This is a genomic window from Streptomyces alfalfae, from assembly GCF_004127445.1.
GTDB classification, from domain to species: domain Bacteria; phylum Actinomycetota; class Actinomycetes; order Streptomycetales; family Streptomycetaceae; genus Streptomyces; species Streptomyces alfalfae.
This window is the reverse complement of the sequence record NZ_QEXM01000015.1, coordinates 170,857-193,294: the sequence shown is the minus strand read 5'-3', so window position 1 is coordinate 193,294 and position 22,438 is coordinate 170,857. Positions and strand designations below refer to the sequence as shown.

30 protein-coding genes are annotated in these 22,438 nt (G+C 71.0%); 1 reads left to right on the top strand and 29 read right to left on the bottom strand.

What is annotated here, in order from left to right:
• Positions 1–19 precede the first annotated feature (19 nt).
• The 29 genes from DCW30_RS05910 to DCW30_RS05770 all read right to left on the bottom strand — a co-directional run bounded on the left by DCW30_RS05910 (position 20) and on the right by DCW30_RS05770 (position 21,951).
• Positions 20–4,372: a phage tail tape measure protein gene (locus DCW30_RS05910; RefSeq protein WP_079250125.1), complete on the bottom strand. Its 4,353-nt coding sequence runs from the start codon at positions 4,370–4,372 to the stop codon at positions 20–22.
• 28 nt (positions 4,373–4,400) lie between these two features.
• Positions 4,401–4,691 carry a hypothetical protein gene (locus tag DCW30_RS05905; RefSeq protein WP_237283432.1) on the bottom strand — a complete coding sequence of 97 codons (291 nt, stop codon included), beginning with the start codon at positions 4,689–4,691 and terminating at the stop codon, positions 4,401–4,403.
• 95 nt (positions 4,692–4,786) lie between these two features.
• Complete coding sequence (locus DCW30_RS05900; RefSeq protein WP_076686096.1) at positions 4,787–5,143, bottom strand: hypothetical protein; 357 nt, start codon at positions 5,141–5,143, stop codon at positions 4,787–4,789.
• Positions 5,144–5,237: 94 nt separating this feature from the next.
• On the bottom strand, positions 5,238–6,200 hold the full coding sequence (locus tag DCW30_RS05895) for a hypothetical protein (protein ID WP_237283433.1): 963 nt from the start codon (positions 6,198–6,200) through the stop codon (positions 5,238–5,240).
• Between the two features lie 66 nt (positions 6,201–6,266).
• Entirely contained in the window at positions 6,267–6,650 is a 384-nt protein-coding gene (locus tag DCW30_RS05890) for a hypothetical protein (RefSeq protein WP_076686098.1), read from the bottom strand.
• Positions 6,651–6,656: 6 nt separating this feature from the next.
• On the bottom strand, positions 6,657–6,980 hold the full coding sequence (locus tag DCW30_RS05885) for a hypothetical protein (protein WP_076686101.1): 324 nt from the start codon (positions 6,978–6,980) through the stop codon (positions 6,657–6,659).
• Positions 6,980–7,312 (bottom strand): phage head completion protein, encoded by a 333-nt coding sequence (locus DCW30_RS05880; protein WP_079250126.1) that lies wholly within the window; start codon positions 7,310–7,312, stop codon positions 6,980–6,982. Before DCW30_RS05880 ends, DCW30_RS05885 begins: the two co-directional genes overlap by 1 nt.
• A complete protein-coding gene (locus tag DCW30_RS05875; protein WP_076686104.1) occupies positions 7,309–7,857 on the bottom strand; it encodes a mobile element protein in 549 nt (182 codons plus the stop codon). Before DCW30_RS05875 ends, DCW30_RS05880 begins: the two co-directional genes overlap by 4 nt.
• Complete coding sequence (locus DCW30_RS05870; RefSeq protein WP_076686106.1) at positions 7,844–8,101, bottom strand: hypothetical protein; 258 nt, start codon at positions 8,099–8,101, stop codon at positions 7,844–7,846. Before DCW30_RS05870 ends, DCW30_RS05875 begins: the two co-directional genes overlap by 14 nt.
• A gap of 98 nt (positions 8,102–8,199) precedes the next feature.
• Positions 8,200–8,412 (bottom strand): hypothetical protein, encoded by a 213-nt coding sequence (locus DCW30_RS05865; RefSeq protein WP_076686108.1) that lies wholly within the window; start codon positions 8,410–8,412, stop codon positions 8,200–8,202.
• Positions 8,413–8,426: 14 nt separating this feature from the next.
• Entirely contained in the window at positions 8,427–9,755 is a 1,329-nt protein-coding gene (locus tag DCW30_RS05860) for a phage major capsid protein (RefSeq protein WP_076686110.1), read from the bottom strand.
• A gap of 11 nt (positions 9,756–9,766) precedes the next feature.
• The gene (locus tag DCW30_RS05855) at positions 9,767–10,720 is read right to left on the bottom strand and encodes an HK97 family phage prohead protease (protein WP_076686111.1); all 954 of its coding nucleotides are present in this window, start codon (positions 10,718–10,720) and stop codon (positions 9,767–9,769) included.
• A 2-nt stretch (positions 10,721–10,722) separates the two neighbouring features.
• The gene (locus DCW30_RS05850; protein WP_076686114.1) at positions 10,723–12,657 is read right to left on the bottom strand and encodes a phage portal protein; all 1,935 of its coding nucleotides are present in this window, start codon (positions 12,655–12,657) and stop codon (positions 10,723–10,725) included.
• A gap of 2 nt (positions 12,658–12,659) precedes the next feature.
• Positions 12,660–12,881, bottom strand: coding sequence for a hypothetical protein (locus DCW30_RS05845; protein WP_076686115.1), 222 nt, complete (start codon positions 12,879–12,881; stop codon positions 12,660–12,662).
• 24 nt (positions 12,882–12,905) lie between these two features.
• On the bottom strand, positions 12,906–14,675 hold the full coding sequence (locus DCW30_RS05840; protein WP_076686118.1) for a terminase large subunit: 1,770 nt from the start codon (positions 14,673–14,675) through the stop codon (positions 12,906–12,908).
• A complete protein-coding gene (locus DCW30_RS05835) occupies positions 14,644–15,099 on the bottom strand; it encodes a phage terminase small subunit P27 family (RefSeq protein ID WP_076686121.1) in 456 nt (151 codons plus the stop codon). The genes DCW30_RS05840 and DCW30_RS05835 overlap by 32 nt, the downstream gene beginning before the upstream one ends.
• A 290-nt stretch (positions 15,100–15,389) precedes the next feature.
• The gene (locus DCW30_RS05830; protein WP_076686123.1) at positions 15,390–15,800 is read right to left on the bottom strand and encodes an HNH endonuclease; all 411 of its coding nucleotides are present in this window, start codon (positions 15,798–15,800) and stop codon (positions 15,390–15,392) included.
• A gap of 5 nt (positions 15,801–15,805) precedes the next feature.
• Positions 15,806–16,123 carry a hypothetical protein gene (locus tag DCW30_RS05825; RefSeq protein WP_076686125.1) on the bottom strand — a complete coding sequence of 106 codons (318 nt, stop codon included), beginning with the start codon at positions 16,121–16,123 and terminating at the stop codon, positions 15,806–15,808.
• Positions 16,124–16,147: 24 nt separating this feature from the next.
• Positions 16,148–16,348, bottom strand: a complete 201-nt coding sequence (locus tag DCW30_RS05820) for a hypothetical protein (RefSeq protein WP_076686126.1) — start codon at positions 16,346–16,348, stop codon at positions 16,148–16,150.
• 66 nt (positions 16,349–16,414) lie between these two features.
• The gene (locus DCW30_RS05815; RefSeq protein ID WP_076686129.1) at positions 16,415–16,834 is read right to left on the bottom strand and encodes a hypothetical protein; all 420 of its coding nucleotides are present in this window, start codon (positions 16,832–16,834) and stop codon (positions 16,415–16,417) included.
• A 150-nt stretch (positions 16,835–16,984) separates the two neighbouring features.
• Complete coding sequence (locus DCW30_RS05810; protein ID WP_076686130.1) at positions 16,985–17,407, bottom strand: hypothetical protein; 423 nt, start codon at positions 17,405–17,407, stop codon at positions 16,985–16,987.
• 131 nt (positions 17,408–17,538) lie between these two features.
• A complete protein-coding gene (locus DCW30_RS05805) occupies positions 17,539–18,366 on the bottom strand; it encodes a hypothetical protein (RefSeq protein ID WP_076686133.1) in 828 nt (275 codons plus the stop codon).
• Entirely contained in the window at positions 18,363–18,950 is a 588-nt protein-coding gene (locus DCW30_RS05800; RefSeq protein WP_076686135.1) for a hypothetical protein, read from the bottom strand. The genes DCW30_RS05805 and DCW30_RS05800 overlap by 4 nt, the downstream gene beginning before the upstream one ends.
• Positions 18,947–19,330, bottom strand: a complete 384-nt coding sequence (locus DCW30_RS05795) for a hypothetical protein (RefSeq protein WP_076686137.1) — start codon at positions 19,328–19,330, stop codon at positions 18,947–18,949. The genes DCW30_RS05800 and DCW30_RS05795 overlap by 4 nt, the downstream gene beginning before the upstream one ends.
• Before the next feature lie 176 nt (positions 19,331–19,506).
• Entirely contained in the window at positions 19,507–19,704 is a 198-nt protein-coding gene (locus DCW30_RS05785) for a hypothetical protein (RefSeq protein ID WP_079250128.1), read from the bottom strand.
• Entirely contained in the window at positions 19,701–21,212 is a 1,512-nt protein-coding gene (locus DCW30_RS05780) for a hypothetical protein (RefSeq protein WP_076686142.1), read from the bottom strand. Before DCW30_RS05780 ends, DCW30_RS05785 begins: the two co-directional genes overlap by 4 nt.
• Positions 21,213–21,290: 78 nt before the next feature.
• The gene (locus DCW30_RS05775) at positions 21,291–21,485 is read right to left on the bottom strand and encodes a hypothetical protein (protein WP_076686145.1); all 195 of its coding nucleotides are present in this window, start codon (positions 21,483–21,485) and stop codon (positions 21,291–21,293) included.
• A complete protein-coding gene (locus tag DCW30_RS36590) occupies positions 21,485–21,625 on the bottom strand; it encodes a hypothetical protein (RefSeq protein WP_162933584.1) in 141 nt (46 codons plus the stop codon). Before DCW30_RS36590 ends, DCW30_RS05775 begins: the two co-directional genes overlap by 1 nt.
• A complete protein-coding gene (locus tag DCW30_RS05770; RefSeq protein WP_076686146.1) occupies positions 21,622–21,951 on the bottom strand; it encodes a zinc finger domain-containing protein in 330 nt (109 codons plus the stop codon). Before DCW30_RS05770 ends, DCW30_RS36590 begins: the two co-directional genes overlap by 4 nt.
• 189 nt (positions 21,952–22,140) lie before the next feature.
• On the opposite strand from DCW30_RS05770, the gene DCW30_RS05765 reads away from it, so the two are divergent.
• Positions 22,141–22,437, top strand: a complete 297-nt coding sequence (locus DCW30_RS05765; protein ID WP_079250129.1) for a helix-turn-helix domain-containing protein — start codon at positions 22,141–22,143, stop codon at positions 22,435–22,437.
• The last annotated feature ends 1 nt before the right edge of the window (position 22,438 follow it).

The window sequence follows — 22,438 nt, the reverse complement described above, 5'->3', positions numbered from 1 at the left end:
CCGAGTGCCCCCTTCCTGGTCAGCCCTTCACGCCCGCGCGGCCTCGGGCCCGTACCTGTGTGAGCGCCCCGTCGACCCGGTCGTCCACGTATGCGCGGAGCACCGTGCCGTCCTCGACGACGAGGTACAGCGGCCGCCCGTCGAGCCCGCTCGCACCGCCGGGCCGGGCCGCGGCACCGAGCGACGCGGACACCGGAACGACGGGCCGCGTCGGGACCGCCGCGGCGGCCAGGCGGTCGGCCTCGGCCTGCACGGCGGGCAGCATGTCGGCCACGCCCTCAACGACACCGGCGCCGACCGGCTGGCCGACCTCGTCCCGCGTGCGCCGCGATGGACTCTTGATCTTCAGCGACTTCTTGATCGCCTTGACCATGCCGCGTCCGAGCTTGTCCATCTCCGCCTGGAGCTGCTTCTCCTGCGCCTTCAACCCGGCGAGGATGCCCTTGCCCGCCTTCGACCCCGCGTCGTACAGGTAGTCGCCCATGCTGCGCCCGTAGGAGTCGCTGAGTTTCGCCCCCGACTTTGCCAGGCTGTTCAGCGCGGAGATCTGCCCTGCGCCGGCCGACGCCAGCACACCGGCGAGCCCGGACTCCGGGCCCATACCGATCAGTTGCCGGAGGTAGGTGTTGTTCAGCCCCTTCTTCTTCAGCGCCGAGATCGACTTCTGGAACCCAGACGCTGTGGTCTGCCGTGTCTTCAGACCGCTGATCACGTCCGCCACGGACGTCGACTCGCCGAGCTGAGAGATCGCGGTGTAGTCCGATGCCGCGGTCTTCTGCTCGCCGATGTAGGAGTTCGCCGCCTCCATCTTCTTGCGGACCGCGTCCCGCTTCGCCGCGAGCCCGGTCAGCTTCTTCGCTGTGGCGTCGGTGGACTTCGCCAGCCGCTTGCCCGCGCCACCAGCCGCCTTCAGGTCGGTGGACAGCGACTTCGCCGCCGATTTGATCTGCGACGCGCTCCCGGACAGGGCCTTCGTCCATGCCTTCAGGTCCCCGGGCAGCTCTCGCCTGGCCTTCGCACTGGATGTTCCCTTGGCGAAGCCGCGCGCGCACGCGCCCGCGGCCATCCGCATCGAGGTGCGGTGGTCGAAGACCTGGCTGTTCGCCGACCCGAAACGCACCAGCTCGGGCCCGCGCTCGCCTACCCACGCGATCTCGCCGCGCTTCGGCCGACCGCCCGAGGCGTAGCCGCCGGGCCGGTTGTAGGCGGCCGCGAGGGAGCCGTACCGGTCGAGCGCGTACCTCATGCTCGCGTAGATGTTGGCGAGCGGGTCGTAGATGCCGCGGCCCTTGAGCTTCCCGGCGTAGGCCAGGAACGTGCTCATGATCGTCTGCATGAGGCCGCGAGACGGGTCGCCGTTCTTGGCGTTGATGTCCCAGTTGTTGATCGCGCGCGGGTTGCCGCCGCTCTCCTGGTTCATCCTCCGCAATACGACGGGCAGCAGCGAAGCAGGCTGGCCCACCATCTTCAGGGCGGTCAGGACGACCTTGGACCAGCGCTTCACGCCGGACCCGCCGACATCCCCGCCGCCCCCACCGAGGCTGAACATGTCCTTCGCGGAGTCGACGAGCTTGTCCTTCAGCCCGGTCGCCATCTTCACCGGGAGCTTCGCGACACCCTTCGCGAACGGGTGCTGCGTCAAGCCCTTGAGCTTGCCCAGGATCGGCGCGGCGAGCTTGTCCCAGATCTTCTTGGGGTCGGTGAACAGGTCCGCGGTATCCACCGCGAAGTCCTTCACGGCCTTCGCCCCGGACTTGATCTTCCCTCCGGCCCACCCGGCGGCATCCCCGACCCAGCCGCCGTCCCAGAACCCGGGCAGGCGGCCGGTGCGGTTCATGTAGTCCAGCGCGCCCGGGTGCCGGCGCTCGATACGTCGGGTCGAGGACTGCCGTGTCACGAACTCCCCGGCATGCACCACGCCGGCCGGGGTGTACTTGCCGCCCGGGCCGGTGTGGCCGCCCGCCGCGAAGCCCTTGACCTCCGGCAGCTTGCTGAGGCTCACCAGACCGGCGACCTTGTTCCAGATCGACCGGATGCCCGAGTTGTAGATCGTGTTCACGATGAACCGCACGGGGCTCTTCGCAAGGTCACGGATCTTGCCGAACGCGATCCCGATCGCCCGCTTGGCCACCTCAAACGCCGTCGACATGCCGCGGGCAGCCCGCTTGACCGCATCGATCGGCGGCTTGATCCCCTTGGAGTACAGCCAGCTTGCCACCGCGCCGATCCCACGGAACGCCGGCGCCAGCGCGTTACGCCACAGCCAGGTTCCCGCAGCACCCAGATCCCGCAGCGCCGACCGGGCCCCGGACGTTGCGCCCGTGAGCGTCGAGCGCAGTGCCCGCCCGGCCGCCATCACGCCGCGGAACGCGGGCAGCAGCGCGGTCCGCCACAGCCACATACCGGCCGAGCCAAGCGCCCGCACCGCGACCATGACGCCGCGCATCGCGCCCTGCACGATCACCCGGAAGGTGGTGCTCTTCTTGTACAGCAGCACCAGGCCCACGCCGAGCGCGATCAAGGCCGTGATGATGAGCCCGATCGGGTTCGCGCGCATGGCCGCGTTCAGCAGCCACTGCCCGGCCGCCATCGCACGAGTTGCTACCGCACCGGCGACCATCGCCGTTCGCTGCGCCACCAGAGCAGCCGTCGCCCGCACCGTCGCCGCCAGCGACCGCGCCTGTGCGGCCACCCACGCGCTCGCCGTGCGAGCCGCGTTCACCGTCGCCGACGCCGCAGTAGCCGCGAAAGAACCGACCGCGCGGGCCCGGGCCGCAGCCCAGCCCATACCGGACCGGATCGCCGACGCCGTCCACGTTGCAGCCGTCCGCGTCGCCGTCGCCGCAGCGGAGGCCTGCGTGGCGATGAACGAACCGACCGCCCGCCCGCGCGCGGCCGCCCACGCGCCCGACGCGCGCACAGCACCGGCCGCCCACGCCGCGCCCGTGCGGATGGCCTGCGCGGCGGACTGCGCGCCGATCACCGTGTAGTAGCGCACCGCGAACGCCGCGAACCTGATGTTGGCTCCCGCAGCACGCGCCGCAGGGCCCGCCGCACGGATGCCGCCCACCATGGACATCACGCCGCCGGTCACCGCAGTAGCGATCTTGAACGCCGCGATCGCGCCGCCGACCGCGAGCAGCGCGGCGACAGTGGCCTGCATCCGCGCGGGGTCCGCTTGGAGCCAGCCCCACAACGCCTTGACGGGGGCCAGCATCGACGCCACCACCGGCGCCGCCGCCCGCATCGCAGGCATCACGTCCGTCATCACGACGTCCGCCAGGCCCATCAGCGCCTGCCGCTTGAACTGCTCGAACTGCGTCGCGGTGTTGTTACGCAGGTCATCGCCTGCGCGCTTCGCCGAGCCCGACAGGTTCCCCAGGCTCTTGCCCGCCTTGTCGACATCGAGCGCAAACAGAGAGGCGCCCAGATCCTCACCAGGCCCACCGAACAGCGTCGCCACGATCTGGGCGCGCTGCGCGCTCTTGGGCATCTCCCGCAGCGAGTCGAGGACGACGTCGAACGCCTTCTTCGCTCGCGGTCCGCCAGCCGCGATGTCCTCGGCTGTCGAGCTCGCGTTCAGCCCGAGCGCCTTGAAGGCGTCGGCGACACCATCGGAGCCGTCGGTGCCGCGAAGGAAGAACTCCTTCATCGCGTCACCGATCTTGTCGGTGTCCCAGGCGCCGGCGTCGAGCCCCTGGTTCATGATCCCCAAGGACGTCTTGGCGTCGAGGCCGAGCTGCTTCATGAACGGCGAGTACTCGTTGAACGTCTCCGCGAGGTCCTCCGCCTTGGGCCCGAGCTTCTGGAACCCGGCGGTCATCACGTCGAACGCCTGCTGCCCGTCCTTGACCAGGCCGTTCCGCATCATCGACCCTGCGGCCTTCGCCGCCATGGTGATGTCCTGGTCGAAGAGCGTGGCCAGGTCACTCGCCGCCGTGGCGATTTTGCGGATCTCGCCCGTGGACGCCTTGGAGTCGACCAGGCCCGCGCCCATGACGACCTTGACCGCCTCGGCACCCTCCTCGACCGACTCCGTCACCGCGTCCGCGTAGAGCTGCCCGGCGACCTTGCCTGCCTTCTTCGCCTCTCCGGCGGTCAGGTTGAGCTGCGCCTGCAGCTTGCTGGTGGCCTTCTCCGCCTCCAGCCCGGTCATCAGTCCGGCGGTGAGCGCGGCCCCGGCGGCGAGTCCGACCGCCGCGGCCTTCGTCTTGAGGGCGTCGGCCATGCCGCTCGCCGCGGCTTCCCCGCCGTCGGCGCCTGCCTGGCGGGAGGCGGTCACGACGGGCTCGGAGACCTGCCGCCCCAGCTCCCGGCTGAAACGGCTCATGTTAGGCAGGACGTCCACCCACACCGCACCGGCACGCGCCATGACCGCCGCCCCTCTTCAGTTGTCGATCTCAGATCCGGCCAGGCGCCACCTGGGAGACGATGTCCTCGTAGCCCTCGCGCGCCGCCCGCGCTTCCTTCGCCTGCGCCTTGGCCTTGGCCTCCGGCGACGGATCACCGGGCCGCGGCACCGGCTCCGGCCACGGCATGACGGGTGCCTTCTCGCCGCGGTGGGCGTTGTAGAGCGCGGTGAAGATCCGCTCCAGCGCGTCCACCATGTCGGCGTCCCGGTAGTCCGACAGCCGCCACACGCTGCCGCTGACCGCCCGGCCGAGCGCCCCGTCCGCAGGCAGTCCCTCCACCAGCACCCGCAGCTTCCGCAGGGTGATCTCGCCTCGGAAGTAGGCGGCCAGCGGCCCGTCACGGCCGAAGCCGGGGTAGCGGTGGAGGTCGGCCTCTACCGCTTCTGGGTGCCGCCCGAGGACGTCGAGGACCGTGTAGGGCGCCCGCCCTTGAGCGCGCCCTTCATGTCCTCCATCGCCGCCAGACGGATGAAGTTCACGTCACCGGGCCGACCGCCGGCCGCTGTGTACCGCTCGAACTGCTCGTCGCCGAGCATCGCGCGGGCCATCTCCTCGTCGTCCTCGGCGTCGTCCACCGCCTTGGTCCACTCCGAGGGAGCGAAGAGCGGGTGCGGCATCGAGTAGACCTCTCCGCCCGGCCCCTCGAACTCGACCTCTTCGCCGCCGACTGCCTCGGCGTACTGCGCCTTGACGGTCTCCAGGACGTACCGCTTCTTGTTGGGCTTGCTCATGATCGTGTTCCTGTTCTGGTGAGCCGTGGGTGAGCCGTGAGGCGCGGGACGGCAGGGCTCACCCAAGCCGCCGCCCCGCGCCCGTACCGAGGGATCACGCCCCGCCGGGCGTGGTGGTGGTGACAGCCACGGTCGGGCTGGTGCCACCGGTCAAACCGGCGCTGCTGGCGGTCATCTGCGCCACGTCCGCCCCTGCCAGCGCCCCCTGGAACGTGACCGTGACCGGGGTGTCCGGGTGCGGGCCGCCCGCGCACGCCACGTTGCCGGAGCCGATGTTCGACAGCGCAGCCAGCGCGGTACGCACGGCCGTGGCGGTCGCGTTGTACGCGATGCCCGCCGTGGTCTGCCCGGAGTACGTGAGCGTGTACGTTCCGCCCGTCGGCCCGCCCGTGATCGCGACGGACTGCACCTCGTTGGACAGCGGCTTCAGATCCCGCCAGCCGGGCCCGTCGATCCACGTCCGCACGTCCGTGCCGACGACCTCGTCGATGTACCCCTGGTACGTGACCTTGCGGGTGATCGCCTCGGTGCGGGTCCACTGCTCGTCATCGCGGTCCGTACGCAGCGCGGACGGCATGTGCTTGACGATGTAGATCGGCTGGCCGGTGACCTTGTTGAGGTCACGGGCGATGAAGACGAGCCGCCGGTACAGCGTGGGCGGGGAGGCCGGCCGGGACCACGACCAGGCCGCGGTGCCGATGGTCGGGAAGTGGTCGAGAGGCAGGTTCTCGTACAGGCACACCGCGGCCGCGTTGGTCTCCTGCGGCGTCCACTCCGCGGTCTGGGTGTCCGTCTCGACGTCCGAGCGGGTCGGGCTCGCAGACTGCCCGGACTCCACGTCCGACATGCCGAGGTCACCGGAGAAGGTCACGCCATCGGAGTCGGTGTAGCCCACCGGCAGGTAGCCCGTGGGGAGTTCCTGCAGGACGCCCTCGGTGTCGAAGGCCTCGGTCAGGGCGGGCGCGTCGGCGTCCGCCGCGAAGATGGCGTAGGTCAGGGCCTTGCGGATCAGCGACGTGCGAAGCGCCGCCATCTGATCGAAGTTCGCCGCGGGCATACCGCGCCTCCCTTTCATGACGAAGCCCCGCGCGCTCAGGCGGCGGGGCGGTGGATGGGTGCGCGGTCAGGCGCGGACCGGCGCGCGGCGGGTGAGCCGGTATGAGGCGACCGTCCGTCTGACGGCCGGGTTGTTGTAGGTCACGTGACCGGGCAGGAGGCTGGTCTCGACGTCGTCGATGGCCAGGCCCCCGGCGTGCTGACCGCGCATCGCGAGCACCGACTCGTGCACGGCGTCCGCCAGCTGCCACATGGCGGTGCGGGTCCCCGCGAAAGTCTGCACGTCGAGCACCGCCGTGCCGGAAACGCCGTCATCGCCGCCGCCGGGCACGACGGCGACGAGCAGCAGCGGCAGCCCCTGCTCCAGGGTGGACGGCAGCTCGTTGACCACCCGCACCCCCGGGTGCCGGGCCCGCAGCCACAGCGTCGCCGCGTACTCGATGTCGGGCACGGCTGATCACCCGCCGTCCTGGAGGATCGGGCCGACCTGCGCAGCTCGTCCCAGGATTCGCCTGCGCTCCTGGGCGTTGTCGCCCCACTCGACGCTCTCGCCGTCCTCGCGGTCGGCGATGACGCGGGCGGTCGGCCGGCCGCGGGGCCGGGTGTCCTCCTCCACGTAGATCGCCTCCGCGAACTCGTCGGACACCTCAGCGCGCGCCAGCGTCTTCGCGCGCGGCTCGATGGCGTCAGCCGTCTCTCGCAGGGCCCGCCGTACCTGCGCGGAGCGCATCACCTCGCCGATCCCGCGCGGGTCCGGCTCGAACCTGACCTGTCTGGCCATCAGCCCTTCACCTCCATCAGGATCGCCTCGGTGTGGTCGAGGACCCCGCCGAACGAGCGGTGCACCCCGGGGTCGCCGTCGACCTCGAAGGTGCGGCCCTCGAACTGCACGCGGTCGTGCGCGGTCAATCCGAGATCGGCTGGGCCAGCGAGCCGCCACCGGGTGATGGTCTGCGCCTTGCCCTCGATGACCTCGGTGGAAGACATGGGCTGGACGTTGCAGCCCGAGACGTCGACCGGAGTCGGGGTCCACGTCTCGTTGCCGCGGTCGTCCTCGCCCCGGACCATGCGGATCACGGTGACCGTGTCCCGGTACAGCGGGTTGCTGATCACGAGCCATCGCCCCGGTTCAGCCGGTACGCGGCCACGACCTCCGACCACTGCGAGGTCACGCCCACCGCCGCCGTGGCGGCGAACGTCACGCTGTCGCTGCCCGTCGACACCTGTGCGATCGCCGGGTCCACGCGGTAGATGACGCGGGCCTGGTCGACGACGACCTCGGCGATCTCCGCCGGGACGACCGCGAGACCGTGGTCGTACGTGACGTCGATCTCGGCGTCCGCCGGCCAGCACCCGGCGGTGCGCTTCAGCACCCCGGATCGGCGCAGCGCCTTGTAGTCGGTGACCGCGACGCCGTCCACCTCCACCAGCGTGACCGTGACGACCGGCGCGGCCCGCAGGTGCAGCACGTTCGTACCGTCCCCGTCGTGCTGCTCCACATCGCCCGTGACCCGCGTGACCGGGTGCCGGACGTGACCGCGGAAGCGGTTGCTCGCGGCGTGCAGCGCAGCCAAGAGCTGCGGATCGTCCACGCCGACCTTGAGGAACTTGTCCAGCTGCGCGGGCTCGGCCAGGAGCAGCGGCTCAGGCCCCGCCACCGTCGGCCGCCTTGCTCCTCGCGCTGGTGCGCGCCTTGTTCCGCGAGCCACTGCGGGCCTTCGCCTGCGGCTCGTCGTCGGGCAGCTGCACGTCGGACGCGGCCTGGCGCTCAGGCGCGAGGTCGGCGTCGGTCAGACCGAGCCGCTCGGCATCGGCAGCGTTGTACTTGACCACGCTCTCGACGCCGGACGCCGAGGTCACGCGGTACTTCTTCAGCGGGCCGCCCACGACGGCCACCTCCATTCGCTCATCGACCGGGACCACGCCAGAGGGCGGGCCGCACGCCGCGTGCTGCGCGCCGCACGGACACTGCCCTCTTGCGGTTTGTCGCGTGAACAACATCAGGGGGCCAGCAGCCCGGCCGCCCGGAGCTTCGCGAGCAGGTCGTTGTGCGCCGTGCGCAGCACGCCCAGGTCGGTGACGACCTTGTCGAACTCCGCCTTCGTCGGATTGGCGCCGGCCGCGACAGTGGTCGTCATCGCCGCGGCGTTCGCCGATGCTGCGGCCTGCTTGCCCTCGCGGACCGCGCCCGCGCTGGGGTTCAGGTACGCCATGGGACTACCTCCTCTCAGGCGGTGAGGTCGACCTCGACGAAGGCGTTCGGCTGCACGACGCCGAAGGCCGCCCTCATCTCCGCGAGGATCGCCACGAGGTTGCGGATGAAGAAGTCCAGGTGGGAGTCGGTCATCTGGATGGTGGCCTGCTCCCGGTCCCACAGGATGGACTTGCGGAAGTCCCCGACGTACGCCGTACCTGCGGGCACTGCTTCGGTCTCGATGATGGGAAGCCCCCACAGGGTTTGTGCGGTGCCGACCCCGCTCGGGCCGCCGAAGTAGTACCGCGCCTCGTTGTCCTGCTTGAGGTCGAGCGTCTCCAGGTCGGCCGGGTTGAGGAGGTAGGCGTTGGCGATGCTGCGCCCGACAGTCCTCACCTTGGTCTTGGCCTTGCGCAGGGTCGTGAACTCGTTGGTGTCCCAGGCCTGCGCCTGCACGCCGGACACGTTGCCGAGGCCCTCGAAGTTCTCGCCGGTGCCGTCACCGCCGATCATCTGGTCTTCGAGCTCCTCCTCCAGGCCGTACCGAAGGAAGGCGTCGATGAGGGTGCGGACCTGCGCGGCATCAGACAGTGCGCGCTTCGTGATCGGAATCCAGTGCGCGATGGTCTTCACCGGCGTCGTCACCTTCGCCGCGGCGAGTGCACTCTCCGGCTTGTAGCCGCCGCCCGCAGCGTTGACGAGCGCACCGGCACTGCCGGGCGCGGTTGGTGCTGCCGCGGTGGTGGCCTCGGCCACGGGTGCGGCGGCGTTCGTCACGGAGGTGACGCGCACGTACTCGACCGTGTCCGAGGTGGTCGTGCCGGACGTGACGACGTCGCGCAGCCGCAGGGGGCGCTGGAACGCGTCGAGTCCGACCTGAAGGCCGATCTGGTCGTTGGTGACCCACGCGCCTGCGGAGGTGTCGGAGCCGCCGGTGACCAGGCTCTTGAACCCGGCCATGCCGGACTGCACGCGCTGCTTCTGCCCGAAGGTGCCGTTCGGTGCCTGCTCGACGAGGGCCTTGTACTCCGGGGAGTCGACGAAGGCCTCGCCGATGGTCTTGCGGTCCGGCAGCTCGAACCCGGACGCGGTGCGCCGCTTGCCGTCGTTGTCGGTCTTGGCGTTCAGGGCGATGTCGTCGCCGAGGTCCGCGAGCGCCCTACGCAGCTCGTCGTTCCCCTTGCGCTTCTCGATCTCGGCCTTCGCCTCGGTGGCCTTGGCCATGTGCTCGCGAAGGGCCGTCGACTCCTCCTCAGTGAAGGGACGGCCGTCCTCATCCTCGGCCTTCTTGGCGATGGCACGCGCCTCAGTGAGGTGGTGCTTCATCTGCCCGGCGAGGTCTTCCATCGTCAGGATGGGCATGGGGTATCTCCTCAGTCCGTGAGCGAGGCCTCCAGCTCCAGGAGCTGGAGGTCGGTGCGCAGACGGGCAGAGGCGGCACCGGCCTTGGCGGCAGCGTCGTCTTCCGACGCGGCTTCGCGGGGGCCCGGCGTGGTCTCGTCCTCGGTACTGCTGGGGTTGTCGGTCGTGCTGCTCTCGCGCGCGGCGAGAGCCTTGGCGACGGCGGCCGCGACGCGAGCGTCGAGGTCGTCATCGGAAGCGGGCTGTCCCTTGGCGGGCGGGGCGTCCTCGGCGGCGGACGGCTCGTTGCCGCCGGCGGCCGGGGCGCCCGGGCGGCCGGGCTGCTCGCTGGTCTTGCGGTTCTTCTCCGGGTCGGCACTCTGGAGTACCTCGCCGATCGACTCGTAGGCGGACGTGAGCTTGTCGACGTTCTGCGCCGACAGGACTCGTCCCGCCTTGACCCCGCGTACGAGGCCGGAGGCCTTCGCCGCGAGGAGCTCGGTTTCCTGGTTCGCGCCCACCAGGCAGGGCCCAACCTCGTGCAGGCTGAGCTTCCTGAGTTCCCAGTAGCCGCCGTACTTGTGGTTGTCGTCGCGGACGTACGCCTCCTCGTCGACGTCGTACGCGAAGCTGAACTGCGTGACCCTGCGGCCCTTCAGCAGCCGCGACACCTGCGCGGCCGTGGGGTTCTCCTCCAGGTCGTCGATCTGCCCCGTGACCTCCAGACCGGCGAGCGTCTCCGTCGCCTTGACCACGTGGCCGATATGCGCGAACGGATCACCCCACGCATGGCTCCAGATGACGGGGATGCTGTCGCCCTTCGCCGCCCATGCCGCCAGCGTCTCCGTGAATGCACCCGCGCGGACCACATCGCCCACGCTGTCCTCGTTGTCGAACACGGACACCAGGGCCGTGAACTGCCCGACCGCCAGGCCATCGTCAGGGCCGGCCGCCTTCACGCGGGCGGCGAAGTCCTTCGTACGCATGATCACTCCTCGCCGTAGGCGTAGGTCAGGTCGCAATTGCAGTTCGCGTTGTCCTTGGCGTCGCCGTAGGAGTCGCCCGGCCAGCGCAGCCCGTTCGAGAAGGTCTCGCCGAGCGCGACGGTCTCGCCGTCCATCCGCTTGTGCTCTGGTCGCGGCTTCGAGCCGGTACGCCACGTCTTACGCACCAGGCCCGACGCGGACGCCGCATCGTGCCCGCCGAACGAGCGCAACTCCGTGGCGGCTGTGGCCGCCCGTACCGCGGCCGCCGTGGCCCAAGCCGAGGCCGCCGAGCCGAGCTGCTCACGCCAGTCCTCGCCACCGGCCGCCTGCACCTCGGCCACAGCGGTACGCCCCGCCTCCTCGTGCAGCTCGGCGTGCGCCTCAGCCGCCGCAAGGCACCAGGCCAGCATCACCTCCGGCGACCAGCCCTCAGCATCCGGGTTGTACTCGTCGAGGACCTCCCACGCCCCGACCTGCGCCAGCCGGTAGCCGTGCTCCGCGAGCAGAGCGGAGAGCTGAGCGAGACGGTCCTCGCTGCCCTGTGCCCATGCCTCCAGCAGGTCCGGCATGCCGTCAGCCTTCGCGCCGACGGCGGACAGCAGCCGGTCCGCCTGCCGCTCAGTGAACACCACGAGCGCGGCCGCCAGGGCGTCACGCTCCTCGTCCGCGTCGCCGAGCTCGTCGGGCCGAGCGCTCTTCCGCCCGGCCCGACGGCGCCGAGCCTTGGCGACGTCGCCCGGCTCCGGCGCGGTGTCCCGAGGCGAAGCGAGCCCGCCAGCCGTCACGTTCATCGGCGTGATCAGCTCGTCGCCGCCCTCGACCGCAGGCAGATTGTTCCTCGCCCGGATCTCGTTGCGCGTCATCCAGGGCCCGCCCGTCGCCGTGCTCGCCGCCGCAGCCTGCTCCTCGAAGGAGCCGCGCATCTTCGCCTGGATGTTGAACTCCGCATACACGCCGCTGTTGTCACCGGGCAGGTCGGGCAGGATCTGCGCCGCGATCTCCTGCTCCAACATCACCAGCCACGGCCCGAGCGTGTCCTGGTACAGATGCTGGTGCTGTTCCCTGATGTTGCTGAAGGTGGCGTGGTCGAGGATGCCGACCAGCGGCGGGGGGATGAAGAACGCCGCCGCGACCTCCTCCCGCGTCAGCTTCCGCGCCTCGACGTACTGCGCCTGCTGCGGATTGATCGACACCGGGTTGTACTGCATGCCGTCTTCGAGGATCGCCGTGCCGCCCTCGGCGCCGCCACCCTGCGCGAACGTCCGCCACATCTCCCTGAACCTGCGGCGCTCATCCGCGTTCCACTCGGCATCGGGAGGGCGCGTGATCACACCCGTCATCCGCGCGCCGCTCTTCCACATCGCCGCGCGCTGCTTCGCTGACTCCCGTTCCTCCAGCAGGAGATCCCGCAGCGCCTCCATCGGCGAGCAGCCGTGGGTGAGCGTCTCGGGCTGGTAGCCGTGGATGTGCACCACGTCCTCGACGGGGAAGTCCCGGCCGCCCGCAGTCTCGTAGTACTCCGGGGCGATCCAGTTCCCGCCGTACGGGCGGATCAGCGACGGCGGCACGGGCAGCAGCCGCAGCACCCCGTCCAACCGCAACTTGATCAGGTACGCGTTGTCGTAGGTCGCCACATCAGACACGAGCCTCTCGACGAGCCGGTACGACGTCAGCCGCGGCAGAGGAGCGCCGAGCAGCTGAGCCAGCGGATGATCCGCCAGCCGCTCCCTGTCGGTGTCCGAGATACGGCGGAAGACGTGGATGCCGAGCTGCGCGATGTTCCGGGCGAGGAACCCCACGACCGTGCGCACCTGGGGCTGAGTACGCCAGATCGTGGCGTACTCCCACGGCGCGGCCGGCGCGGGCAGCGCCGCGTACCCGGGCATCACTCCGGCGCCGGTCGTCGCGAGCTGCCCGGAGGAGACGACGAACGCCACCGTCAGCCACCCCCGCTCGCGAGCACCTGCGTGAACTCAACCTGCGACCGCTCGATGACGACCTCGCCGTCCACCCGCTGCGGCTCCCGCCCGGCCTCCAGCAACTCCGCGTCCCGCAGCACCAACAGCGGCCCCCGCTGCGCCCACAGCACCCCGCGGAACGCCCGCTCCTTCTGGTTGACCACGACCCGCTTACGGACCGCCGTACGCCGCCACGCGAACACCGCGACCTCCCAAGTCCGGCCGCGTCACACGACCATGATTTCTTCGTCGCCCGAGTAGGCCGACCGCTTCTTCCTCGGCCGCGCGAGCAGCTCCGACATCGCTGTGGCCAGTGCCGACACGCCATCGATCTTGTCGCCGCTCGACGCCTTGTCGGGCTTCACGTTGCCCGCGGGGTCCATCGCCACAGCCAAGTTGTCCACGCACCACCTGGTCACCGGATTGCCGCCGTGCCGCAGCATCGGTGCCTCCGCCGTGCCCGCCCTCACCAGCCGCTGCACGGCCTTCATCGCGGGGTTCATCGTCAAGTAGCCCTGCCGCACCTTGACCAGCGGCGCCCGCTCGGCCGTGAGCATCGTGGTGAGCTGAGAGGCATTCCACGGGTCGTACCCCAGGGACTTGACCTTGAAGGTGTCGCGGTCCTTCCGTACCTGCTCGACGATCCACTCGTAGTCCGCGACGTTGCCGGGAGTGAGCGTCAGCCAGCCCTCGCGCACCCAGACGGAGGCGTGTCCGGCAGTGCGCTTGTCCAGCGCCGCCAAGTTCTCCTCCGGAGTCCAGAACCGCCAGATGGCGTCGACCGCGCCGTCCCCGGCCCCGTCCCGGTCATCGGGGAAGAGCCAGCACAGCGCGCACAGGTCGCTCGTGCTGGCAAGGTCCAGACCGCCCCACGTCTCCCGCCCGACAAGCCGCTGCTCGTCGACCAGGCCGGCGTTCGTGTCCCAGTCCGGCAGCGTGATGAACCGCGTCTCCTGCTTCGTCCTCAGCCCGAGATGCAGCCGCTGGAACTTCGCCAGGTCGGCCGGAGACTGCTTCGCTTCATCCGACCGCGCCCGCATGTACGCCCTCGTGGGGGAGACGCCGTACCCCGGATTCGCCTTCGCCCACGTCGACTCGGCATGCGGGTCATCTTCCTTCTCCGCTGCCCAAACCACGCCGTAGACAGTCGGCGCCGTGAACACCCGCCGCGCGAGCTGCTCGACCCGGCCACGCTTCCGGTCGTAGATCGACTCCCGCTTCCCGGAGTCCGCCGTCGTGATGATGACCATGAGGGGCTGCGTCCGGGAACCGGTGCCGGTCTCGATCGTCTCGACCAACTCCGGGTCCTTGTGGACGTGCAGCTCGTCGATGATCGCCGCGTGCAGGTTCGCACCATGCTGGGCATCCGCCACCGACGAGACGACCTCGAAGTACGAGCCGCTCTTCGGGTGCAGGATCTTCCCGCGGAGCGGCTTGACGTGCCCCTTCAGAGCAGGCGCGCGCTCGGCGAGCTGCCGGATCGGTTGGAACACGAACCCGGCCTGCCGCGTGCTGGTGGCCGCCGCGACGACCTGCGCGCCCTGCTCGCCGTCGGCCGCCGTCATGTAGATCGCGATGCCGCCGGAGAGGGTGGACTTGCCGTTCTTGCGAGGCACGTCCACGTACAGCTCGCGAACCACACGGACGTACGCGTCAGCGTCCGCCTCCCAGTACACCCAGCCGAAGATGGGCGCCAGCACGTACGCGACCTGCCAGGGGTCCGGCACCAGCGGCCGGCCCGCCCACTGCCCCTGCGTGTGCCGCAGCTTCGAGAACGCGCTGATGACCTTGTCCACGCGCTCGGGATCGAACACCGCGCCGGGCGCCTCACCAGGCGAAGGTGTCTGGATCAGCGGCGGACAGTCCGGCAGCGGGATACCCCGCTCGGCCAGGTACCAGGCAATCTCAGGGCTGAGCTTCAGCCGCTCCAGCTCAGCGTCGTCGAGGAGGGCCCGGGGAGTCGGCTCAGGCGAACGGGTTCTCGTCCTCGTTGCCATCGTCGGCCCCTCTCGCCAGGGCCTGCTCCGTGCTCGGGGTCAGGCCGAAGTGTGCCGCCCAGGCGCGGACCTCCTTCCCCGCGTTCCGGGCGATCGCCACCGCGGGGTGTGCGAGCGTGCCCTGCGCCGCCTGGATCGTCAGACCCTCGCGCTGCACCGTCTCCGTCGCGTCCCGAAACGTCGCCCACGCCTCGCAGTACGCCGCCAGCGCCGAGCGGTCGCCTTCCTTCACCAGGTCCAGCCGGGCCAACTCCGGCAGCACCCGCGCCCACTCCGCGGCCGCCTCGTCACTCAGCCACTCCGGCGGCTCCGGTGGCAGCCGCTTGAAGGCCGGGCCAGCGTTCACCGGCCGGCCGCCACTGTCCTTGCCGTTGCCGCGCCCCTTGATCAACTTGAGGGCGGCGGGCTGAGCGGTCCTCCCCATGGCCGGGACCCCCTATCAGCGTTCTGAGATGGCGTGCGCCGAGTTGACCGCGCCGGGCCCTCTGTGATCTTGGCCAGCGATTTCGACTCCCCTACCCCCCAGAGGGGGGAGTGGCCCGTCGGAGGGGTCGCCGGAGGTGAAATTTCGCTGTTCAGACCCCGTTTTTTGGTCTCTGGAGAGCCCAAATTCGCGTCGTGCAGGTCGGATTTTGGTGCTCCCTGACGGCCGTGTGGGGGGTCTTCTGGGCCCCCAGGGGTGTCCGGAGGGGCGTCGTGGGCCGTGTGCGGCGGTCATGAGGGGTGTCCCGTGAGTCCTGCACGTCGTACGCGGGCTCGGTCGGCTCCTCGGAGTGCCTCGGCCCGGCTCTTGATCGTGTCGCACGAGGGGCAGAGGAGGCCGAGGTTGTCGAGGTCGGTGGGCGAGCCGCCTTCGCTGATGGGGATGACGTGGTCGAGGACGAACGGGTCGTCGTCGGGTCCTGTGTCGCCTTGGTCGGCTCCGCATCGGTAGCAGCATCCGTGATCGCGTGCGGTGACCTTGCGCTTGAGGGTGGCCCATCGTCCTGAGCTGATCCCGTATCTGGCTGCCTTGTCGTCTCGTCCTGCCCATGGTGTGCGCTGGTGTGCGTCGCATCGGCCCTTGGTCGTGGCGTACTCGTGGCACTCGGGGTCGGTGCATCGGGTGGGTGGGGCGGTGGGCATGGGGGCTACCCCTGGTAGGGGTACCGGTAGGGGGCTACGAGGGGGAGGGGGTCCCGGAGGGCGTGGGCTCGCTCGTGCATGTCGCGTACGACTTGGGTCATGGCGTCTCGGTCGAGGTGGGGGACGAGGCGCACGTGCGTGACGCCCGCGCATGGGGTGTCGTCGTCCTCCAGATCGGTTGCGAGGGTGGGCCCGTCGTCCTCTCGGTGGAGGTGGTGGGCGGCGTCGCGTACGAGGTCGTCGGTCAGGCCGATGGGGATGCCCTCGCTGTCGAGTTCCTTGCGGTAGGCGGCGAGGCGCTGGGCTGTGGTGAGTTCGGACATGGGTGAGCCTCCGATCCGGTCGGGTCAGCGGTACCAGCTGGCCGTGGCACCGTGGAGCCAGTGCCCTTCGGGCTGGTCGGCGGTGAGGGCGTCGAGACTGATGGCGACGGTGCAGATGTTCGGATGGTCTGGGTGGTGGACGACGACGAAGCCGTCAGCGAACTTGGCGCCCTCGTAGGTGCGTCCGTCGGCGAGCTTCAGGCGGAATGGCTTGGCTGCAGGCATGGGGGTGAGCCTCCTGGCATGCGAAAGCCCGGCCGCAGTACGTTGCAGCCGGGCTCGTCGTACGGATCAGCCCTTGCAGAAACCCGTCGCCTTGAGCGCTTCGTTGATCTTCGCGCCCTGCTCTTCCGTCGTCGTGACGTCCTTGTACGTGAAGCGCTGAGACGCGAGCCAGTCGAGGCGCTTCGCCTTGCCATTGATCGCCATGCACTGGTTGCGTGAGGCGTCGACGGCCTTGTCCTCGTAGCGGACGACGTCCGGGGCGGCGGCCTGGAGGGCCCGGATGAGCTTGGCCTGCTCGGCGGCGTCGGGCTTCGGTGGCAGGCCGGCTGATCGTGCGGCTTCGTCCTTCTGCTTCTGCGTCAGTTCGGGAGCAGTGGGGCTCGGCTTGGTCTGCGGTTCGCTGTCGGCTTTGTCGTCGCCGGATGAGCAGGCGGTGAGGGCGAGAGCTGCCGAGAGCAGTAGTGCGGCGGTGGTGCGGTGGTTCATGGTCCCCCCAGGGGTGTCTGTGCTGAGGGGGGCCATCATGCCGTGTCGTGTGGGTGGGGATATGCGGAAGCCCCGCGCTGTGGCGGGGCTGTTGTGTCCGGGCACGCCGGACGTGGGGCCCATTGTGGGGCGTGATCGTCGGGATCGCAACTACTCGTATTTCGAGATGCCATCGAGCATCTTGTTCTTGTCGAACTTCCCGTCCTTGTCCGTCCAGCCGAGGCCGTCGATGGCTTTGGCCATGAGCAGCGCCTTGTAGTCGTCTTCCGCGAGCGGCTCGCACGCCTCCGGTCGGCTCTGGCCCTTCTTGGACTTCTTCTCCACAGCGTCGGCTGCGTCCTTGGCCAGGCTTGCGTGCCCCGCACGGACCATGCCGGCGAGCGTGTCGTCGAGAGCGTCGGTCCGCTTCTCCGCCTCGCTGACGGTGGGCGTGTCCGCGGAGTCGCCGCCGGTCCGCTTTGTGAGCGCCGTGGCGCAGTCCCTGGCGTTCTCGTCTGCGGACTTTGAGCAGCTGACCGTGGCCGCGGCGAGCAGCAGGCAGGTGGTGAGCAGCGTGACGGTGGTGTGGCGCATGGTTCCCCCAGGGCGTGTGTGAGGTGCGGATCGTAGCGAGATGGGGCGTCGGCGCGGGCGGGAACCGGCGAAGCCCCGCCGTGACGGGGGTGCACGGCGGGGCCTCTCTTCAGAGTGTTACCGCTTCGGGGTCAGTGGTGGGTCTTGTGGTGGCGGATGGTCTCGGCGGGGTCGTAGACGATCGCCCCGCCGTGCCCGATGGCCTTGACACGCAACCCCTCTCCGGCCCCCTCCTCGCGTCTGTCGTCGTCGTTGTCGTCGGCGCGCTGACCTGCACCGACGACACCGGGAGAGGGGTCGAGAGGGGGCAGGGACGGGGCCTCGTCCCAGCGCAGCCCCGCCGACGCCGAACGCCCGGCCATGCGCACGTCCTTGACAGGCCACCCCAGCCCGGCGGCGGCGGCGCGCACCGCGTCGGTGGTCGTACCGAGGTGCTCGGCGAGAGGGCGTAGCTGGGCGTGCGGGGTGCCGACGTCTCGGACCGCGGCGACGAGCGCGACGGACGAGACAGGCGGCGGCCCGGCCGGGGGCTGCTCGGTGGTGCTCGTCGCGGAGGTCGGCGGCTGCTCGGCCTCCGGCTCGGGCTCCTCGGCGGCCGCGGCGGCGGCGGGCGCCTTCGGCTTCCAGTTGGGGTGCCCAGCCCGGTAGGCGGCGATGAGCCACAGCAGTGCGGCGGGCCACAGCATCCACGACCAGGCGCCGGACTCGATGCGCCGGTAGATGCCGCCCGCGACGCCCAAGACGATCTTGCGGAGCAGCATGTACGCGAGCACCAAGAGGGCTACCTTCAGCCACCGCGAGAGGCCGCTCGACGAGCTGAGCCAGCCCCGGATGCGCGCGTACAGGGCTCGCGCGCGGGCGACGAGGCGGCGGGAGAGGTGCACGGCCAGGCGCTGCGATCCGATGCAGATGCGTCCGGCGGCGGCGCGCAGCCACTGCACGGTGGTGGGGGCGCTCATGCCAGCGTCCCGACGTCTGCAGTCCTCACGACGTCGAAGAGTTGTCGGCCTGCGTCGTTGGCGCCGCCGATGACGGTTTGCGCGACGATCGCGGCGGTGCCGGTGCTGATGCACAGCATGACCCCGATGAACACGCCCTTCATCCACTTGCCCTTGGGCAGCTTGGGCACCTTCTTGCGCACGAGCCACAAGGAGATGGTCAAGGCGGTGACCAGGACGGCGCCGTAGCCGTCCAGCCGAGGCGCGGCGGCCTGCGCGAAGGCGGTGCCGTCCTGCCCGGTGAGGAAGCTCATGGCGAACCCGCCGCCGCCGTTGCCGCCCCAGCGGAGGATGCCGCCGAGCTGGCCGAGGAACCCTGCAGGGCAGCCGATCATGAGGATGCCGAAGACGATGCCGAACGCAAGCGGGATCAAGGCTTTGGGGTCGCGGGAGGGGCCGGTCGCTGCGGCCGGGGCGCCCTTCTTGCCGCCGCCCCCGCCCCCTCCGCCCCCGCCCTTCCACCACTGCCAGAGTTCGGCGCCGAGGAGGCCGAGCGCGAGGGCGAAACCCGCGGTCGTGATCGTGCCGGTGGTGAACTGGTTCATGGCGCGTGCACTCCGGTCATCCAGTAGACGGTGGTGGCGATGGGCAGGGTGAGGGCGGTGGCGAGGATGGCGGCCCACAGCAGGACGCGGGCCAGGGCGGCGCGCCATTTCGGGGCCCACAGGTCGGGGTGCGCGGCCTCGGCCTCAATGCGGCGGGCGTTGTCGAGGAACCCCAGGACGACGAGGGGGATGAGGGCCATGACCCAGGCGCCGGCGAGGCCCTGCTCGTCGCGGATGGAGTCCAGGACCCATGCCCACGGCCCGCAGATGATGAGGCCGATCAGGGCGCACGCGGCGTTGTAGGCGATGCGGATGCGCTGGTACCAGCGGGGTTCGGGCTCCGGCTCGACCGGGGTCCACGGCTCGACGGTGACGTGCACGTGGACGTCGACCGGCGCGGGCGGCGGGGGTGGAGGCGGTGCGGCAGGCCGCGGCGTGGGCCAAGGCGGGGGCGGGGGCCCGACCGGGGGGCGCGGAGGCGGTGCGGGAGGAGGGGGACCCGGGAGCGGCTGGCCCGCGGGGATGATCCGGGTCGGGGTGATCGGTCGTTTGCTGGTCATGAGAGGGCCTCGGCGAGCTGGTGGAGGGCGGCGAGGAGGAAGCAGGCCGCGGCGATGCCGACCGCTGCCGCGCGGACGATCGCGACGAGCCATGAGGGCTCGCGGCCGTCGAGGGTGGCGATGCCGATGCCTGCGGCGAGGCCGACGGTGGCGAGGCAGACGAGGGCGAGGATCAGCCCTCCGACGGCGGTCATGACGTGGTCCTCTCGGCAAGGGCGTCGCGTACCTGCTCGGCGCGTGGCTGGCCGACGCGGAGCCCGGCTTTCAGGGCGCGGATTGAGATGGGGCGGCCGTCGTGGGTACGCCTGTACTCGGCGTCGAGTACGCGGGCGCGAGCGAGGAGTTCCGCAGGTACGGCCGTGCTGCCGGGCGCGCGCGAGGCGCTCTCGTGCTCCCCTCGGGCCCGACGCTGGATGAACGCGAGGGGGTCCTCGCTCGGCTCGTGCACCGGCTCGTCGGGTACGCGGGCGTGTACCTGGGTGCGGGTGCGGTCGGCGGCGAGTACGGGTTCGGGTGCGCGTACCTCGGGGTGTACCTCGGGCATGTCCGCGAGGTCGAGGTCGAGCGTCCCGGCAGGTGAGGGCGCGGGTACGGCGTCGGGTACGGGCTCGGGTACGGGGCTCAGCTCGGGCCGATCGGGGGCGGACGGGTCGATGACCGGGCCCGCTCCCCACTGGCCCGCGCGCAGGGCGAGACCGGCCTGCGCCTCGGTGACGGGTACGCCGTACTCGGTGCACAGCGTGGCCAGCTCGGCGGGTCCGGCGGCCGGGTGCGCGCGGTGCACGCAGCGGATCGCCTCGATCGGGTCCATGCGCCGCAGCTGCTCGCCGGTCACGCCGAGCGGGGTACGCGGGTACGCCTCGGGTACGGGCGGCTGTACCCACGGGGAGACGACGGGTACGGTCCGCAGCTCTCCCGCGCTGCGCCGCCCGGCGAGCTGCTGCATCAGCGTGTGACGCTGCTCGCCGTTGGTCGCCGCGCCGGAGCGGGCGAGGGCGGCGGCGAGCCGGGCCCTGCCCCACGGGCCGAGCCAGCGGCGCGCGCCGAGACGTACGGCGCGCGCGGTCGCCCGGTCGCGGGTGATCTGCTCCGCGGTACGGTTCCGCGTGGCCATGCCCAGGCGGGATAGCAGCCGCTCGCGGAGCTCCCGGCCGATCATCGCGGGCAGCCCGGTGGACAGGGCCTCGGGGCGGACGACGCGGATCTCCAGTCCCATGGCGAGGTGCCAGAGCAGGCCGGCCATGACGGGGCCGATGACGGCGCGGACGGTGCCGCCGATGGGGCCGCTCTCGGCGTAGCAGGGGATGACGAGGACGCCGGTGATGACCCACATGAGGACGCCGGGCACGCCCGGTGTGCCCGCCTGATCGTCGGTGGTGGTGGCCTTCTTGTTGGCGCGGGCCATGACGGCGCAGGCGAGGAGGGCGAGCTCGGCGGCGGCGAACATCACCAGGCGCTCGGTGAGGGCCGTCATGTCGAGGTGGTGCTCGGCGAACCGCCAGCTCGCGTCGGCGGAGTACGTGGTGCAGACGAGGGCCCCGGCGGCGGCGACGAGTACGGCCGCGGGCGGGAAGCGCACCGCGCGGATGGCGAGTATGCCTCCCCACGTGGTGAGGGCGGTGGTGGCGAGTGTGGCCGTGGCCAGGATGGCGGCCGGCCAGGGGTTGGCGACCGCCCACGTGGTGAGCTGGTCCGGTGTCACGGTGGCGTCTCCGGTGGGGGTGTGAGGGCCGGGCCCCGCGGCCGGGGGTTGGGCGCGGGGCCCGGCGGTCGGGGCGGGTCAGCGGGCGGAGCGGTACCAGCCGCCTCGGCGGTCTTGGGCGCGGTCGCGGTCTTCCCACGCCTGGCCCTGGCGGTCGGCGCGGCGGGCGCCGCTGGTCTTGTGGCGGCGGAAGCGCCCGGCGTCGCCCGTGACGCTGGTCGCGGCGGTGGGGTAGTCGCGGGTGGGCTGCTCGCGGCGGCGGAAGAGGCCCATCAGACGGCCTCGTTCCCGTGCACGCGGTCCTCGTGGGACAGCTCCTCGCGGTGGGCCTGCGCGGCGGCGTAGTCCTCGGCGGCGCGGTTGAGGAGTTCAGTGGCGTCGGCCTGGGGGTCGGTGTCGACGGGCTCGCTCATGCGGTCACCGCCGGACGGGGCAGGGTGCGGGCGGCGTAGGCCGAGAGCAGGGCCGCCTCAGCGTCGCGGTCGACGCCGTTCGACCACCAGGCTTCCGGCTTCTGGCTTCGAACTGCGGCGCGGTGTTGCGTGATGCCGACGGCCTGCTCCAACGCCTCGACCCGGCGGCCGTGCGACTCGCGGGCGGGCTTGCCAGCGCGGGTGACGCAGCGGGCGCCTACAGGGACACGGCAGGCCGGGCAGATGACGGTGGCGACGAGGTCATCGAGGGTGCGGGGCTCGGCCGTGGGGCTGGGCTGCGGGGTGGACTGATCGGTACGCTCCATGGCGGACCTGCTCCTTCTCGCGTTGTGGGTGGGTCCGCCCCGGCCCACCGTGGAGCTGCAACTCCGGGCCGGGGCTTACTTGTTGCTCAGCGCGGGCTCTCACCCGGTGCTGTACGGTGACCATACACCAGTCGTGCGGTCACCATGCAGACGTCTGGTGAAGGCCCGCCGAATCAGGAAGGTGCGGGCGTGGCAGACGATGAGGAGGTGGAGCGAGTGCTCGACGCGCTTGACGCCGTAGAACGCATCGCCGACCCGGAAGCGCGGTCACGCGCGCAGGTCCAGATCACGGCAGCGACACGCGAGCGGGCCGCTCGGTGGACCGCGGAAAGGGCCGAGCTGGCGAACCAGATGAAGGCCGAGGGGGAGTCGGTCCGGGGGATCGCGAAGCGGCTGGGAGTGAAGCCGAGCACCGTTCAGGATCTGCTGCGCGGCTACAAGGGGTCGGGGAAGGACCGGCCGCGGGTCGAGCAGGAGGAGGCGTAGC